At 40.7% G+C, this 16,054-nt stretch carries 16 protein-coding genes; 4 read left to right on the forward strand and 12 right to left on the reverse strand.

The genetic code is table 11. From position 1 onward, the window contains the following. Window position 1 precedes the first annotated feature (1 nt). From ACTIEV_RS10640 to ACTIEV_RS10690, 11 genes are all read right to left on the reverse strand, one after another. Complete coding sequence (locus ACTIEV_RS10640; RefSeq protein ID WP_439516446.1) at window positions 2-1,951, reverse strand: amylosucrase; 1,950 nt, start codon at window positions 1,949-1,951, stop codon at window positions 2-4. A gap of 101 nt (window positions 1,952-2,052) precedes the next feature. Further along, window positions 2,053-3,006 (reverse strand): carbohydrate kinase family protein, encoded by a 954-nt coding sequence (locus ACTIEV_RS10645; protein ID WP_322196972.1) that lies wholly within the window; start codon window positions 3,004-3,006, stop codon window positions 2,053-2,055. A gap of 86 nt (window positions 3,007-3,092) precedes the next feature. Continuing rightward, on the reverse strand, window positions 3,093-4,445 hold the full coding sequence (locus tag ACTIEV_RS10650) for an MFS transporter (RefSeq protein WP_322196971.1): 1,353 nt from the start codon (window positions 4,443-4,445) through the stop codon (window positions 3,093-3,095). Between the two features lie 235 nt (window positions 4,446-4,680). Then, on the reverse strand, window positions 4,681-5,097 hold the full coding sequence (locus ACTIEV_RS10655; RefSeq protein ID WP_322196970.1) for a hypothetical protein: 417 nt from the start codon (window positions 5,095-5,097) through the stop codon (window positions 4,681-4,683). 268 nt (window positions 5,098-5,365) lie between these two features. After that, window positions 5,366-5,824, reverse strand: a complete 459-nt coding sequence (locus ACTIEV_RS10660; protein ID WP_322196969.1) for a hypothetical protein — start codon at window positions 5,822-5,824, stop codon at window positions 5,366-5,368. Between the two features lie 131 nt (window positions 5,825-5,955). Beyond that, window positions 5,956-6,258 carry a helix-turn-helix domain-containing protein gene (locus ACTIEV_RS10665; RefSeq protein WP_439516447.1) on the reverse strand — a complete coding sequence of 101 codons (303 nt, stop codon included), beginning with the start codon at window positions 6,256-6,258 and terminating at the stop codon, window positions 5,956-5,958. Next, window positions 6,242-6,592, reverse strand: a complete 351-nt coding sequence (locus tag ACTIEV_RS10670) for a type II toxin-antitoxin system RelE/ParE family toxin (protein ID WP_322196967.1) — start codon at window positions 6,590-6,592, stop codon at window positions 6,242-6,244. Before ACTIEV_RS10670 ends, ACTIEV_RS10665 begins: the two co-directional genes overlap by 17 nt. Window positions 6,593-6,968: 376 nt before the next feature. Next, window positions 6,969-7,415: a hypothetical protein gene (locus ACTIEV_RS10675; protein ID WP_322196966.1), complete on the reverse strand. Its 447-nt coding sequence runs from the start codon at window positions 7,413-7,415 to the stop codon at window positions 6,969-6,971. A gap of 656 nt (window positions 7,416-8,071) precedes the next feature. Further along, window positions 8,072-11,362 carry a S41 family peptidase gene (locus tag ACTIEV_RS10680; RefSeq protein WP_322196965.1) on the reverse strand — a complete coding sequence of 1,097 codons (3,291 nt, stop codon included), beginning with the start codon at window positions 11,360-11,362 and terminating at the stop codon, window positions 8,072-8,074. 148 nt (window positions 11,363-11,510) lie between these two features. Next, window positions 11,511-11,834 (reverse strand): hypothetical protein, encoded by a 324-nt coding sequence (locus ACTIEV_RS10685; RefSeq protein ID WP_322196964.1) that lies wholly within the window; start codon window positions 11,832-11,834, stop codon window positions 11,511-11,513. Next, a complete protein-coding gene (locus ACTIEV_RS10690; RefSeq protein WP_322196963.1) occupies window positions 11,824-12,147 on the reverse strand; it encodes a hypothetical protein in 324 nt (107 codons plus the stop codon). Before ACTIEV_RS10690 ends, ACTIEV_RS10685 begins: the two co-directional genes overlap by 11 nt. Window positions 12,148-12,435: 288 nt before the next feature. On the opposite strand from ACTIEV_RS10690, the gene ACTIEV_RS10695 reads away from it, so the two are divergent. Then, window positions 12,436-12,912: a YcxB family protein gene (locus ACTIEV_RS10695; protein ID WP_322196962.1), complete on the forward strand. Its 477-nt coding sequence runs from the start codon at window positions 12,436-12,438 to the stop codon at window positions 12,910-12,912. Between the two features lie 88 nt (window positions 12,913-13,000). On the opposite strand, the gene ACTIEV_RS10700 is transcribed toward ACTIEV_RS10695, so the two are convergent. After that, complete coding sequence (locus tag ACTIEV_RS10700; RefSeq protein ID WP_322196961.1) at window positions 13,001-13,429, reverse strand: GNAT family N-acetyltransferase; 429 nt, start codon at window positions 13,427-13,429, stop codon at window positions 13,001-13,003. A 172-nt stretch (window positions 13,430-13,601) separates the two neighbouring features. On the opposite strand from ACTIEV_RS10700, the gene ACTIEV_RS10705 reads away from it, so the two are divergent. From ACTIEV_RS10705 to rnc, 3 genes are all read left to right on the forward strand, one after another. Next, window positions 13,602-13,838: an acyl carrier protein gene (locus tag ACTIEV_RS10705; RefSeq protein WP_026751146.1), complete on the forward strand. Its 237-nt coding sequence runs from the start codon at window positions 13,602-13,604 to the stop codon at window positions 13,836-13,838. 94 nt (window positions 13,839-13,932) lie between these two features. Continuing rightward, on the forward strand, window positions 13,933-15,186 hold the full coding sequence (gene fabF, locus ACTIEV_RS10710; RefSeq protein WP_322196960.1) for a beta-ketoacyl-ACP synthase II: 1,254 nt from the start codon (window positions 13,933-13,935) through the stop codon (window positions 15,184-15,186). A 3-nt stretch (window positions 15,187-15,189) separates the two neighbouring features. Further along, window positions 15,190-15,900: a ribonuclease III gene (gene rnc, locus ACTIEV_RS10715; protein ID WP_322196959.1), complete on the forward strand. Its 711-nt coding sequence runs from the start codon at window positions 15,190-15,192 to the stop codon at window positions 15,898-15,900. Window positions 15,901-16,054: the final 154 nt, after the last annotated feature.

Genomic DNA, 16,054 nt, shown 5'->3' on the forward strand with positions numbered 1-16,054 from the left:
ACTATACTACAGTTTCAAGCAAGCAAAACGAGTAAGGTTCAACGATTAAGTATTCATAGTCAGCACCAACTAGGTGTCTTTTTTCATTCCAGTGATCGTATAAATTTTTAATCCCAAAGCCTTGCTCTTTAAAAGCATACCAGGTAAGATAAGCTGCTTTATTACTATAATTGAAAAGGCAATACAAGTGTTCATCGCCTAATGAGCGAATGAAACCGGATACATGAATATTATGCGGCGTGATCCAATGGATATTTTTATGATCTGCGGTTACCGGTAATTGTTTTCTTAGTTTCAATAACTTTTGGGTACCACTGAAAATGCGATGCTCTATGGTACCAACCTCAGTCGTTTTTTGATTCTTCTCCCAATTGATCAATGGACGATGCATCCATCTGTTATCATAACTCTTTCCGGGATCATTCAAATAGCTGTAATCATTGGTATAAGCGGCTTCATCGCCATAGAATAACATGGGAATACCGCCAACAAAAAAACTTTGCGCTTGCATCAATAAAATCTTCTTAACAGCAATATCGATCAAAGATGTATTTTTCGATTCCAAGGCTTTTTCCAATCCACATAAAGAAGCGAGTGATCCACTGATACGTGCATCCTGTGTTTTAGGATTTACAGAAAATAAAGCACCCGAGGCAGGCGAGCCGGGATGAACACCTGAATAATAATCTTTTAAAAACTTCCGATGTTCATAGGCATTGAAACCGGCAGCCGCAATGGAACTGTCTTCAAATCCTAACCCAATATCATCATGACAACGTGTATAACTGATCCACGTACAGCCATAAGGTTTTTGTAATAGATCTTGTTGTGCCGCCAACATCACACGTGTGTCACCTGTTGCCAATGCATCCCATTGCAAAGCCATTTGTGTGGCATTGTAAGCCACATCGCATTCACGTGCAGTATACAAATCGGTACCAAAATATTTCATGATCTCTTTGGGTGCAACAATGGCTTCACCCAATAAAGCCATTCCCGGGGCACTCACTTGTACACACTGACGAATCAATCGTAGTATATCATGTGCTTGAGGTAGATTCTGACAGGTAGTGCCCAATTGTTTCCAAATAAAAGCAGGGGCATCGATGCGAAGAATATCAATACCTAGATTGGCATAGAATAAAATAGTATCCAACATATCAATCAGTACCGCGGGATTGGTATAATTCAAATCCCATTGATACTGATGAAAAACCGTCATCACCCATTTATTGGCTTCCTTACACCAGGTGAAACTTCCCGGTGCAGTTTCGGGAAATATTTCAGGCATGGTAGCATCGAATTGATCGGGTATTGTACGGTCATCATACATGTAGAAGTATTCTTGATATATTGGATCCCCTTTCTTGGCTTTCACCGCCCACTCATGATGATGAGAAGTGTGGTTCAATACAATATCCAACATCAGGTACATATTCTTGTCCAACATTTTTTGCTGAACAATTCGCAGGTGTTCCAGTGTGCCAAAACGCTCATCTACTTTTCTAAAATTAGATACTGCATAACCACCATCACTTTCTCCTTCCGGACTTTCAAACACCGGCATCAGGTGTAAAAAGTTTACACCTAGTGATTCGAGATAGGATAATTTTTCTGGCAGTTGTTTCAGTGTACCGCAAAAGCGATCTACATACAAACTCATTCCGGCAATCTCATTACTCAAAAACCAAGCGCCCTTTGATGCTTTATCCAGATCTCTTTTCCGCAAAGCAGCAGAACGATTTTGATGATTGTGGATGAGTGTCAATAATAATTTTTCAAATAATGCATCCGCCATTAAATGATTACTGTACAACGACTGATACAAACTATCAATAGCAGTCGCATTCGAACACAAGCGCGTATAAAATTGCAAATCATCACCCGATAAGGAAAGTTTTTCCTGAGTGCAAATGCGGGAGATGCGTTGGTGGAGGGAGAAGTTGTACATTAAGTCGCTTCTAGCTACTAGCCTCTAGCTGCTAGCATGTTATTAAATATTAAAATCTATTTGTTCAGTTAACTAGCAGCTAGAAGCTAGTAACTAGTAGCTTACGAAAATATACTGCTACTCAAATGCTTAAACGCTTCCATCGCCCCTAGGTACTCACAGGTTCGGGCACCGGCTTTGTTGGCATTTTGGATGATTTGTTTCCATTCTGAATGTGATAATTGTATGATGCTTCTTAAATCCTTTTCACGTAACTGATACAACACTGCACCCACAAATGCATCACCCGCACCTGTAGTGTCTACGGGTTGCACAGGAATGCTGGGAATGATTTCCGTTTTACCTTTCAATCCTAGTAAAGTTCCTTCTTTACCTAATGTAATGGTGAATACAGCATTGGTTTTATCTAATAATATCTGTGCAGCATCTGTTACTGAATGGGTATTCGTTATCAGCATGGCTTCTTCATCACTGAGTTTGAAAAAGTGACAGGATTGTAAGAAATTCCAAGACTGATCAATAAAAGTTTGTGTTTCGTTGGGAAACAACAGATGACGATAGTTTGGATCAAAACTGATGAATATTGTATCCTGCATCAATGCTTTCTGTAGCATACCTTGATAAGCAGCTTGCAAAGGTCCGGGAAGAAAACCGGTGGCCGATCCAAAATGAATGATATTGACTTCATCCAATGGAATGGCATCTGTTTCTTCTCTGCTGAGTTGTCCGTCTGCTCCGCGATTGAACACGAAATCACGTTCACCGTCTTCCATCAAGGATACAAATGCAAAAGTGGTAAAGGCGTTAGCATCTTGTAACATCCATCGAGTAGATACACCGAATTCCTGCATCACATCGATGAGCTGTTTGCCAAAAGGATCATTGCCCACTTTTGCAGCCAGTTCAACATTACCTCCTAAAGCAGCAATTGCAGCAGCTACATTGGTGGGAGCGCCACCCGGCTTTTTCAAAAAGTGCTGACCCTTAGACAAAGAACTGCCCTTATCCGTACAGATCATATCGATCAATGCTTCTCCAATACAAAGTATTTTCATGTTGTGAATTGTGAATTGTCAATTGTGAATTGTCAATTGTGAATTATAAGCTTGATATCTACCATTCACAATTCAAAATTCACGCCTCAATGTCCACTTCCCATCGCAACCTCTATCTCTTCTTCTGTTTTCTCAACCCGCATACGCGTGGTAGCAACTGCGGCGATGAGGAGAAGGGCACCCGCAAACAGAATAGCATTTGCAGGATTGCTTTCCAAGAAGTTTTGATAGATATATCCGAAGGAAAGTGTTTGAATGATCATCGGCACTACGATCATCATATTGATGATACCCATATACACGCCATATTTTTCTTTGGGAATACTGCCCACTACCATGATATACGGCACACCCATCATACTCGCCCAGGCGATACCAAAACCGATCATGGGAATAAAGAGTAAATATTTATCCTGAATAAAAGGTAAAATAAAGAGTGCCAACGAAGCCATGGTCAAACAGATCACATGCACTTTTTTAGCACCAAACTTTTTAGCCATCCATACCAATCCGAATGCGGATAAAAAAGTTACAATATTGTAAAAGCCATTGACGAGTCCTGTCCATCCTACTGCTTCTTCATACAGTTTAGAGTTTTCTTCAGAGCTGGTATTCCATACGGAACGGGCAATGCTATGCGAAATAAATTGCCAATAACAAAACATGGCATACCATTGAAATAAATACACCAATGCCAGTTGCCACAAGGTTTTGGGCATATGTGCAATGGAAGAAAATATTTCTTTGAAAGGTGTGAGAAAACTTTTGTGTTCAGCCCGCAATGCAGCGAGTTCTTCTGCTGTGGGAGGTATTTCAGGTGTTTTGATCACCGACCATGCTACCGATACGATGGAACACACGGCCCCAACAAAGAAAGAACCATATACCCAGTAGGGAATACCGCTTTGTCCGTCAGAAGTGGTAGACTCGCCAGTTATTACTTTTTGGAAAAAGAATAAGGATAAGTTAGCTAGCGTAATACCGAGTCCGGTAAAAAAACTTTGTGTGAGAAAGCCAAGTGCACGTTGACTGGCAGGTAATTTATCGGCGATGAAGGCACGATACGGTTCCATTGCCGTATTGTTGGCAGCATCCAATATCCATAGTAAACCTACCGCCATCCACAAAGCACGACTGAATGGAAATGCGAATAAACACAGGCTACAGAAGATGGCACCAATTAAAAAATAAGGTTTACGACGTCCCCAGCGAGGATGCCAGGTCTTATCACTCAATGCACCAATAATAGGTTGAATGAGTAAGCCTGTCATGGGTCCGGCGAGATTTAAAAGCGGTAAGTCCTCAGGTTTTGCGTGTAAAAAACTATAGAGCGGGTTGACAGCGGTTTGTTGCAATCCAAAACTGTATTGGATACCAAAGAACCCGACATTCATATTAATGATCTGCCAGAAACTCAAACGGGGTTTAGTGATGTGCATGGCAAGCAGTTAGTTAGTCTTGTAAATTAACTGCTTTCAGTGAGCTGTACTAGTCTAACAGTCAAGTATTTTTTCCGAAAACGATTGCGCTTTGAATGATGAACAGAAGAATGGTGAATAATGAATGATGAAGGGGAGGATGGGACGCAGATTTTTATCATTGATTATGATAGTAGTATCCTATCAGCGCCAATCATAATCATCATAAAAAATCTGCGGCCTATAAATCACGAATCTAATCGAGGATATAATACTGCCACTTATCCTTACCCGCAGGATAAACCTGATTCAAAGAATCATCAGTGGAGTATTGGTGTCTTGGATCGTAACTAACAATTTCCTTGTTGAATCCGGCTAATACATTTTGAGTGAAAATGACCGCAAAACTACTGTCTCTTTTTTCATATTGGTATGTTGCGATACCCATTACACCGGTTGATGGTACCTGTTTTAAAAAAGCAGGTTTCAAATCTGAAAGCTGATCAGGGTATTGCTTGTGGGTTTGATAATAAGTTTCAATGGCTTGAATAATGGGAGAAGCATTTTGGATGGCAATCTTTCTACTGAAATTTCTGGCTGCATCTGCACCCCATAGTGTAAAAGAAAAGCTGGTAGCAGGAAGCATCCATAGTAACATAAATGATAAAGACATCTTTTCTTTCTTAATGATTTGATAGATAGTTATTACAAGTCCTACTGGTATGGTAAGGATTAAAAAAAGGCTTGCAAATTGTAAGAGTGTATAAATAGTATTGGTAATAGTACTTAGAGAACTTGGACCGGGAAAGAATGGAGATAAAATAACTATTGCTATTAGTAGATTACTGCAGAAAAGAAGCAGCCACTGACGTTTATTCATGACACAAATGTATTATTCAACTTTTGCAAAGTTCTGCAACTTTCAAAAGTTATTACTGACATTAATACAATTTCACTCCTAAAGCAATGCTTATAGATGTGAAGTTTTGTTTTGCCCTGGCTTCTCTTTCAAGTATATTGATATAAGAAATTTTGCCGGTCACCTTTTGTTTGGAAGAAAAATAAAAGCCCAATGAAGGTTTTAACCCTAAAAGGGTCTGACTACCGATAAAACTAGGTCCGGCTAAAAACGAAACATAAGCATTGGGAATGGGATGTACTGATACACCTGTAAAAAGGTTAACCATATCTCTAAAAGACCCGACCGGTGTACCATCAAGATACCCTCTATATACTTTATCGTCCATGAGATAGGCGTCGGCGGTGAATTCAATGGTCGGCTTGAAAATTGATTGTTGTCGGAAGAATAGCTGCAAACCCAAACCCGTTGCCCAAGGATTATTACCTTTTGTTACATCAGCAATTGTTTGGTTGTATTGTCCTTCAAAGTATAGTGACATTTTGCGCTGTTTCTGTGGAGAGACTTGTGTCAGGATAAAGCAAAGAAAGAGTATCGTGAACAACTTTTGCATAGTCCTTATTTACTGTAGCAAACTCACTATCGGTAATAGTTTTGTTTTTTGTAGCGAACTTAAAGTTTAATGGAGAGGTTTAATTGTCCGCCCAAACCCACTTCTACAATTTTCCGCAGCGTTGAAATGCGAACCTCTTTTAAATCATTCTCTATTCTTGAAATGTATGCTTTGTTCGTGCCGCATTTTTCTGCAAGTTCCTCTTGCGTTAACCCTTTTTCCAATCGGGCTTCATAAATTAATGTTCCCAACTTGAACTCTTGATAACCTTTTTCCAGTTGATCTCTTTTGGCACTCCCTCTTTTTCCGTAATGTTTTTCTTTAAACTGTTCAAGTGTCAAAGTTTTAGTTTTTTTCAGCATAGTAGTCCTCCTTTATTTTTAACGCCTTTTCGATTTCTTGTTTTGGCGTTTTCTGAGTTTTCTTTTGAAAGCCACTTGTTATGACAATCAACTTTCCTTTGTCAAAGAAGCAAAATATTCTAAATATATCACTTCCTTGTTGTACCCTAATCTCATAAAGCCCGTCGGTGCCTTCCAAATATTTAAGATAGGTTTCCGGAATTTGCGGAAGGTCTTCAATTAACTCAAAAGTCCAGACGATTTTATCTTTAACTTTTTGACGTTGCCTTTTAAAGAACGCTTCAAAGTAATTTTTATATAAAATGATGGTTCGGTATTTGTTATTTCCCGGCACAAGGCAAATATACAAAAGTTGTCCGAAAGTACAACTTGAAAATTTAACAATATCGTTCAATAAGCCTCAATGTTATTGTCAATGAAAAGCTTATTTTCATCAATAATCCAAGCGAGGCATGCAGCTTTGAGGGAATCGGGTAGCAGTGAGGAATAATATCTAAAATACCATGCGAAAGAATGCCACTCATGAATACAAAAATGCTGGTAGGAATAGATGGCCTCTTGCTTTTGGTATGGGTGAAAAGAACGGCTATACCAAGGGCTGTTGTGGTGTGGAATAGGGCGTTCATTTTTATTAAGGCGTTTAATTCAGCTTTTGGAAAGGTTTAGGATTTTGTAAAAGTTATTACTCATTTTTTCTAACTCAAATAACTCTATGTTAACATAGTATTCATTTGCCATGACACTTTTACTGTTGCTGCATTAGCAAAGAATGAGTTTAGAAATGTTTGAGTTTTCGAAAAAGTAATAAGTCTGTCTGCAACTTCTTTTCGAACTTGCTCTCTTGTCAGCCCATCATAGTCGGTCTTTGGTAAATTGAAATACATATCTTTTGGCTTAAATTCAATCTTTATGATTGATTTATACTGACTTTTCTGATATTCCTTATTGCCTGTTAGGTAGACTGTAAAATCAATATCAGATTCAAAAAGACCAAAAACAAAATCAAGGTCAGTTTGGACGGGTTTTTCTTCATTACAAATTGCCGTAAGCCATTTTTCTAGAGAATCGTATTTGGAAATAAAATCAGTAAAAGGAGGCTCAACAGTCTCTTCTTCAACCGAAAAACTAAAATATTCTACTCTGAATTTATCTTCCATAGATTTTTATTTAAACAATTTCTTTTATAAAGCCACTAATTGAATACGATTTACGAATTCAAATACGAATTGTAGTAAATCTACCCACCCCACCCCAAAATACAAAGCATTTTTTCGTAATATTTCCAAGAAGTGTAAAGACATCAGCCGTACCATCCTCTAACTTCCCTCGCTCATCCTTCAGAGCGTCTTCGAGAATGCTCGAAGACACTCTGAAGGATGTACTACTTACAGAACAATTAAAGAGCTTATTACCCTGAGTAGTCTTATGATCACAGATCGCGTCGGCAACAAAGGGTCAAAGCGAATGCCTTAGATAGACAAGGGGAGGATAAGCTGATGCCTAAGGGGAGGGTTGATGTCATAAGAATGGAGGGCGGATGAATATCAAATGAAACTCGAATGGATACCGTATGCAATACGGACCGATAACGGACTTATAACGGACTTGTAGCGGACTTGTAACGGAGTAAAGACCAGTCACCCTGATCCATGTTTACTAACCTAATAGTAACCCTGTCATTTTGATCCGCTTGGGTGTTGTTTTAAGTTGAGATGTTTTGATGATACCTGTTGGAGGTGGGAGATCCCTCCTTCGTCGGGATGACACAAAAACGCCCTCATTGAGGGCGTTTTTGAAATCAAAACAAATTGTATTAGTTCTTTGGCTTAGCCGGCGTTGAATAAGCAGGCACTTTAATTTCTGTCGCAGGTTTATTTCCCAGTATCTGCAACAACTCTTTCACCGCTCTTTCCAACTGCGGGTCTTTACCGGCTTGTAAGGATTGCGCATCTTGTCTCACTTCAATATCCGGTGCTACTCCTTCATTTTCTGCTACCCATTTTCTGTTGATCGGGTCAAATACAGCATTGTCAGGAGCAGTAAGAGTACCTCCATCTACCATGGCATAGTGTACACTTGATTTTACCAGTCCACCCCAAGTTCTTGCGCCAATCAAAGCTCCTACTTTCTGTTGACGGAATGCCCATGGGAAATAATCACCACCGGAACCTGCCAGTTCATTGATGAGTAATACTTTAGGTCCCATAATGCCGGCAGGTAATTGCATCGGTTTTCCATTGGGTACTTCATTGGTGAGTGCAGCACGTAAAGAACGATTCATCAGATCAACCATATAATCATCCAATAAACCACCGCCATTGTAACGCTCATCAATCACCGCACCCAATTTATTTTGTTGTGCAAAATAGTAACGGTTAAAACTTACAAAACCGGGCTGACCTGTATTCGGTACCCACACATAAGCCAGCTTACCACCACTTAAACTATCCACCATTCTTCTATTATCTTCTACCCACACTCTTTGCCTCAATGCTGTTTCATTGCGAATGGGTTTTACGATTTCTGTCCAATGATTTTCAAATTCAGCTGTTTTATTAATGTGTAATACGGTTTGAATATCGGCAGTGCCATCCAAGAATTGATAAGGATCATCATTCGCGGTTAATTCTTTGCCATTAATACCAACAATATAATCACCGGTAGCTACTTTGATGCCGGGTCTGTCTAATGGACTGCTCAATCCGGGATTCCAGCTTTCAGTTGTGTAGATACGAGCAATTTTCCAACGTCCTTTATCGATCACCAGATCAGCACCTAATAATCCAACACTTGCAATATCGGTGGAAGGATAATCACCACCACCCACAAAACTGTGACCTACACTGAGTTCACCATTTACTTGGTCCAAAATATAACGCAGATCATCTCTGTGTTTTACAAAAGGAACCAGTGGCGCATAACGTTTGTACACTTCATCCCAATCGCGACCATGCATATTCGGATCGTAAAAGAAATCTCTTTCATAACGCCAAGCTTCATTGAAAATCTGCTGCCATTCTTCACCTCGATTCAAGTACATACGCAGATCTGTTTTCAAGGCTTTGGCATCAGCACCTGTTGGGCCACCTGTAGCAATAATTTTCCAGCTACCTTGTTGAAATGCCAACATTTTTTTACCATCCGCAGAAATACTGATACCGCCTGCACCGGTGGTAAATTCTTTGGCTTCTTTACTTTCCAGTGTGAACTTGTGTAAAACAGAAGGTCTGTTCGGTACAAATTCATTGATGAAAATGCTACCACTCGGACCGGCATAAATAGCGCCGTAATTTCTTTTAGGCAGAGGTAGTGGAATGGTTCTACGATCGATATGTTCAATGTCGATCACCACATCTTTATCTTCTTTAGGCTTTGCATCCGTTTTTGGTTTTTCTTCCGGCTTATCTGTCTTGGGTTTCTCTTCTGCTTTCACTTCTTCTTCATCGCTATTGGGTTTGAAAGGAGAGAGATCTGCTTTTCTTAAGTTGATGACATAAGCTTCATATTCCGGTCTTGCATTTTGTGAACTGGTATTGGCCCAACCGCTGGCCAGTGCAACATCGGTACTGGCGAGGAAATAAAGGTGTTTATTATCTCTGTCCCATGCCGGTGAAAAAGCATCTGCAAATGGATCGGTAAGATTGAGAATAGTTTTTGTTTTTACATTCCATGCTTTGATACCACGTAACATATTGGCACCGGTTTTAGCATAAGCCAACCATTGTGCATCCGGACTCCAAGTGATGCCCATACTACCGCGTTCAATATTGATACCTCCAACATCCGCAGTAGTGATGGTACCTGTCGCCAGTTCAACTACTTGTATGCGTAAGTCATCGTCTACAAAAGCAATGTATTTCCCATCCGGACTCCAAGTAGGTGTCCATGCCATTTTAGATTCTCCGATGGCGATGCTGCGTGTTTTACCCATGCCATCTTGTGGAGCGATTACCAGTGAGTAACCTTTAGCACCTGCATCTGTAAACCAGGCAATTTCATTTCCCTTGGGCGACCAGATCGGAGCTCTGTCTGCCGAATTACTGCTTTTGGTGAGATTGCGAACATCGCCGTTTTCAAGAGGAACCGTAAAGATCTCACCACGTGCTTCTATCACTGCTCTTTTACCTGTTGGACTCAAGTTAGCACGTGCAATACGATTGCTTACATTTTCCCAACGAGGAGCAGCCCATGGGAAATCACCTACAACAGAAACAGTGAGTTGTTTGCTATTAGATCCATTCAGATCCATTTGGTGCAACCATCCTTCACGCTCATAGATCAGTTTTTTTCCATTGCCCGATAACCATTTCACATCTGCTCCTTTAAAAGAAGTGAGTTGGGTCAATGCTTTGGTAACAGTATGATAACTCCAGATATTGGCAACACCACCATTTCTGTCGCTCAGAAAATAAATATGTTCACCCAACCACAATGGTTGAATATCAATGGTCCGATCATTCGGGAGTAGCGTTTCACTTTGTGTGGCAAGGTCTAAAATAATGAGTGGCGTGTTTTGTCCACCACGATAGGCTCTCCATTCTACATCCCAGCGATCCATTTTATCGACAACGAGTTTGGTGCCATCCGGACTATAACATCCATCATTACCCCATTGGCGTGAGAGTAGTTTGCTGGGGCCGCCGGTAGCCGGTACAGACCACAAACGCATATGTGCTGTTGGAGCTGTTTCTCTTTCACAGGAATAGAGAATGTTTTTTCCATCATTACTCCATCCGCGTGCCACAGAACTGGCGGGGTGCCAGGTAACACGTGTAGCTTCGCCACCTTTGGCAGATACCATATACACGGCATTGCTACCACTGCGGTCGCTGGTGAAAGCGATCCATTGTCCGTCAGGAGAAAAATGCGGTTCGCTTTCCACTGCAGGTGTACTCGTTAAACGCAAAACATTTTGTCCGTTCAGATCCGATACCCAAAGATCAGCACCATACACAAAAGCAATTTGTGAGGCACTGATATCCGGCTGACGAAGCAGTCTGGTGCCCTGGGCTTGAACCATGAATGAAGCGGAAAGAAAAACAATACTGAAATAAAAGCGCCCTCCATTATTTAGGAAAAGCAGCTTTGCAAAAAATGATTTCATGCAAGTTGTTTTAGGAAGTTGAAGTGTGGATGATCAAATTAGTGAAAAAAAGGGAGCGAGGAAATAATGAATGATGAATAATGAATAATCAATGATGAAGTGAAAATCCCATATCCAACATCAGAAATCCTACATCTGCGATCTGAGATCAAGTATCAGTTCCTATCTTTTCAGCAGTAATGATAATACCGGAACCTACGGCTTTATTGCCTTCATTGAGTGTAAATGCGTCATTAGACTTGAGGTTCTTGCGTATGTGTTTCGCAGGTATTAGTTTAATCAATACAGTTCCTGATTGACCCGGCTTAATTTGTTGCTGATCTAAAAGTTCAATTTCCCCTGAAAAGTGCTGAATAGAGTTGAAGGCCAGTGACGGACGATAGCCTGTTGACACTGGGTTTTTTCTGCCGCCTAATTCGGTGGGCAGCAATGAGATTTTAGCTTTGATATTATAGGTCGTTTTAGATAACATACACTTCAATAAAGTTAACACATTTATTGAAGTTATACAAGTGGTTGCTCTCAATGCTAATGGCTTCGTGTCCATCTAATACTTGTTGTTCGTATGTGAGGTTTTCAAAACAATGATCATCTATGAAAACCGATACTGTATAAGTGTATGGTGGGATAAACTGACGTATAGAAGCCAATTGAATGTATTCCCAAACAGCTATTTCGGAGCGAAAGAATTGCTTCGCTTCTAGTGTATTTATTTGTGTTCTGAATTTTTGATCAATTCCTAAATCCTCTTTTTCAGCATCTGAAATGGCTCTATATAAAATCATAAATGAGTAGAACAATTAAGCAAGCAAGATGCATTTTGTAATGCTCTTTTTTTACCGTATTTATACTTGATTTTAGGTTACAGTTTTTCAATAATGTTGCCAGAGTAAAGCCTAGCAGGTGGGAGATTTCTTGCCACGCTTGAAATGACGGTAAAAGGGAGGGGATCAATAATGAATGTAGAATTTTGAATGATGAATGTTAAAGTGAAAAATCCCATATCCGACATCAGAAATCCGACATCTGCGATCTGAGATCTGAGATCGGACATCCCTCCCTATCTTTGCCCCATGCAAATCAGCTTTTCCTACGATAAAAAGAAAGTCATCCAAGCGCTGCGCTATCATTTTGTACAAAAGCCTGAGATTCGGGTATTGATGGTATTGGTGAATGTATTTGCGATTGCAGCGGCAGCTTTGTTTTATTTTAAAAAGATCAGACCTGAGCCCTTTTTATTGGGGTCATTTATCTGGATCATGTTAATGGCATCTTTCTGGTATATCCTTCCAAATAATATCTACAAAAAAGCACAAACATTCAAAGACGATTTCATCATTGATTTCACGGATGATCATATTCGTTTAGAAAATGAACGTGGCTATGTAGACTGGGATTGGAAAAAGTTCTCGCGCTATTTTGAAAGTCCGCATTTCTTTCATCTCTATTTCGACAGTAAATCCTTCTTCCTTGTTCCCAAAGAAAACATGGGAGAGGAGTTTCGGCATGATTTGAGAGGGATGTTGAGGAAGAAGATAACAGAGAAATAAGAAACAGGAAATAAGGAATAAGAAAGGATAATATGACACCTACTTTCTCATTTCTTATTTCATGTTTCTTATTTCATATTTCCTATTCCTACAGGGTCTTGTCCATGATATAATGCGGAATCGTTACTTCAAAGAATTCGTCGCTGCAGATATTGTAGCCTAGTTTTTCATAGAAGCCAACAGCAGTGCCGCGGGCATGCATGGTGAGGCGTTTGTAGCCGCGATCACGGGCAATGTTTTCAGCGAACATCATCAATACCCTGCCAATACCTTTTCCTTGGAGTCCGGACAGCACCGCCATCTGACGTAGACGAACGGTTTTATTGCCTTCGTCCTTGAGCATACAGCAGCCTTCCAGCTTTTCTTCATCAAAACAGCCAATAAGGATCTCATGCTTTTCCTTTTCCAGTTCTTCCATGGTAAAGCTGAGTCCGAGCGGTTTACGCAGGATATGATAGCGTAGTTCTACCATTTGCTGGTATTCTTTGGAGCCGTGGTCAATGAGTTTTAGTGCCATAGTAGAGGGGGAAGGGGATACAAGATAAGAATCATTTTAATATAAAGAATGCCTGAAAAGCAATAAAAAGGGGTAAAAACAGAGGTTTTCGGTTGTGGAAACAAATATGCCGGAAAAGATTGCTTATTTGACAAAAAGTATATTTTTGCGGCTGTAACAAAAACTTTTTACAATGTCAGACATCGCAACAAGAGTAAAGAAAATCATAGTTGACAAGTTAGGGGTTGACGAGGCCGAAGTAACCAATGAGGCTTCTTTCACTAACGACCTCGGTGCAGATTCTCTGGATACCGTGGAGTTAATTATGGAATTCGAGAAAGAATTCAATATCTCTATTCCTGATGAGCAGGCAGAAACCATCACTACTGTTGGTCAGGCCGTTGCTTACCTGGAAGAGCACGCTAAGTAAGAGCATCTATTTATTGAAGGAATAATTTCATGCATCCGCCTTTCTGCGGCTTCGGGCCACAAAAGGCGGATGCTCACTTAAACAGGTTTTGAACATGGAATTAAAGCGCGTAGTTGTTACCGGAATAGGAACCCTTACACCTCTTGGAAATGACCTCAATTCTTATTGGACAGGTCTGATCAATGGTGTATCGGGTGCTGATAACATCACACTATTCGATGCTTCCAAATTCAAAACCCGTTTTGCCTGTGAGATCAAGGGATTCGACCCTACCCAGTTCATGGATAAGAAAGAAGCCCGTAAAACAGACCGCTTTGCTCAATTGGCGATAGCTGCGAGTGAAATGGCTGTGACCGATGCAGGTATCTCCAAAGACAATGTCGACATCGATCGAGTGGGCGTGATCTTCGCCAGTGGTATCGGTGGGTTGACTACTTTCCAGGAAGAAGTGATCAATTTCGCCAAAGGCGATGGAACACCTCGTTTCAATCCCTTCTTCATCCCTAAAATGATCTTGGATATTGCTGCCGGACTCATCTCCATGCGCCACGGATTCCGTGGTCCGAATTATGCGGTGGTGAGTGCTTGTGCATCCAGTACCAATGCCATCATCAGCGCTGTGGATACCATTCGATTGGGTAAAGCAGATATCATTATTTCCGGAGGAGCCGAAGCGGTGATCAGCGAAGCGGGTCTCGGTGGTTTCAATGCCATGAAAGCCATGAGCGAACGCAACGATGATCCTAAAACAGCCAGTCGCCCTTACGATAAAGATCGCGATGGTTTTGTGATGGGAGAAGCTGCAGGTGCTTTGATTCTTGAAGATTATGATCATGCCATCAAACGTGGTGCAAAAATATACTGTGAAATTGCTGGTGGTGGAGCTACTGCAGATGCGTATCATTTAACCGCGCCACATCCGGAAGGACTCGGGGCACGTAATGTAATGCTCGCAGCATTGAAAGATGCAGGGATGCGTGCCGATGAAATTGATTATATCAATACCCATGGTACTTCTACACCTTTGGGTGATGGTGCAGAAGCAAAAGCCATTACGGAAGTATTTGGTGAACACGCTTACAACCTCAATATCAGTGCTACGAAGTCGATGACCGGTCACTGTTTGGGTGCTGCGGGTGTTATTGAAGCCATTGCTTGTATCCAAAGCGTGATCCATGATATCATTCCACCCACGATCAATCACTTTACCGATGATCCGGAATTGGATCCAAAATTGAATTTTACTTTTAATCAGGCACAAAAGAAAACTGTTCGTGCAGCATTGAGTAATACCTTTGGTTTTGGTGGACACAATGCCTGTGTGATTGTCAAAAAATATTCAGCATAACTTGTGCAGTTTTTCAAAAAACTTTTCTCCTCATCTTCACCCGACGCCTCATTCGAGGCTCAGCTAAAGAATGTATTGGGATTAAAGCCCGGTAATCTTTTGTTATACCGCACAGCACTCAGCCATCGTTCTGTAAAAGATACACCGGAAGAAAACAATGAGCGCTTGGAATACTTAGGTGATGCAGTATTGAGCGCAGTGGTGGCTGACTATCTGTTCAAACGTTACCCTTATAAAGGCGAAGGTTTTCTCACCGAAATGCGTAGTAAAATGGTGAACCGTCAGCAATTGAATGATATTGCACTCAAGATGGGATTACGCAAACTAACTTTCTACAACAAATTCGATAGCTCACTCAAAGGCAGTCAGATTTTTGGTAATACACTCGAAGCAGTGGTAGGTGCCGTCTATCTCGATAAAGGCTACGAAAAAACACAACATTGGGTATTGAAACAGATCGTAATACCACACATGTTTGTGGATGATCTGGAGTCTGTAGACATCAATTTGAAAAATAAACTGATCGGCTGGGCCAGTAAAAATGGCAAAACACTCTCTTTTGACCTCGCCGATGAAAAAATGGAAGGCTCCCGTCGTCTGTTTACCATACACATTATGCTCGATGGCGAACTGCTGGCTATCGGAAAAGGCTACAACAAAAAAGACGCTTCACAAGTAGCTGCTCAAGTGGCGGTGGAGAAGTTGGGGCTTTAAATTAAGAAATAAGAAACAGAGGAATAAGGAACAGAGAAAGGGGACAATTGTGCTTCATTTTCTCTGTTCCTTATTTTTTATCACTATTGTCCGACTAAATATTTAATAGATGTCATAAAAAAAGGGATGATTACTAAGAATCATCCCGAATAGT

Origin of the sequence: Sediminibacterium sp. (genome assembly GCF_051861365.1) — a bacterium.
In the GTDB taxonomy this organism is placed as follows: domain Bacteria; phylum Bacteroidota; class Bacteroidia; order Chitinophagales; family Chitinophagaceae; genus Sediminibacterium.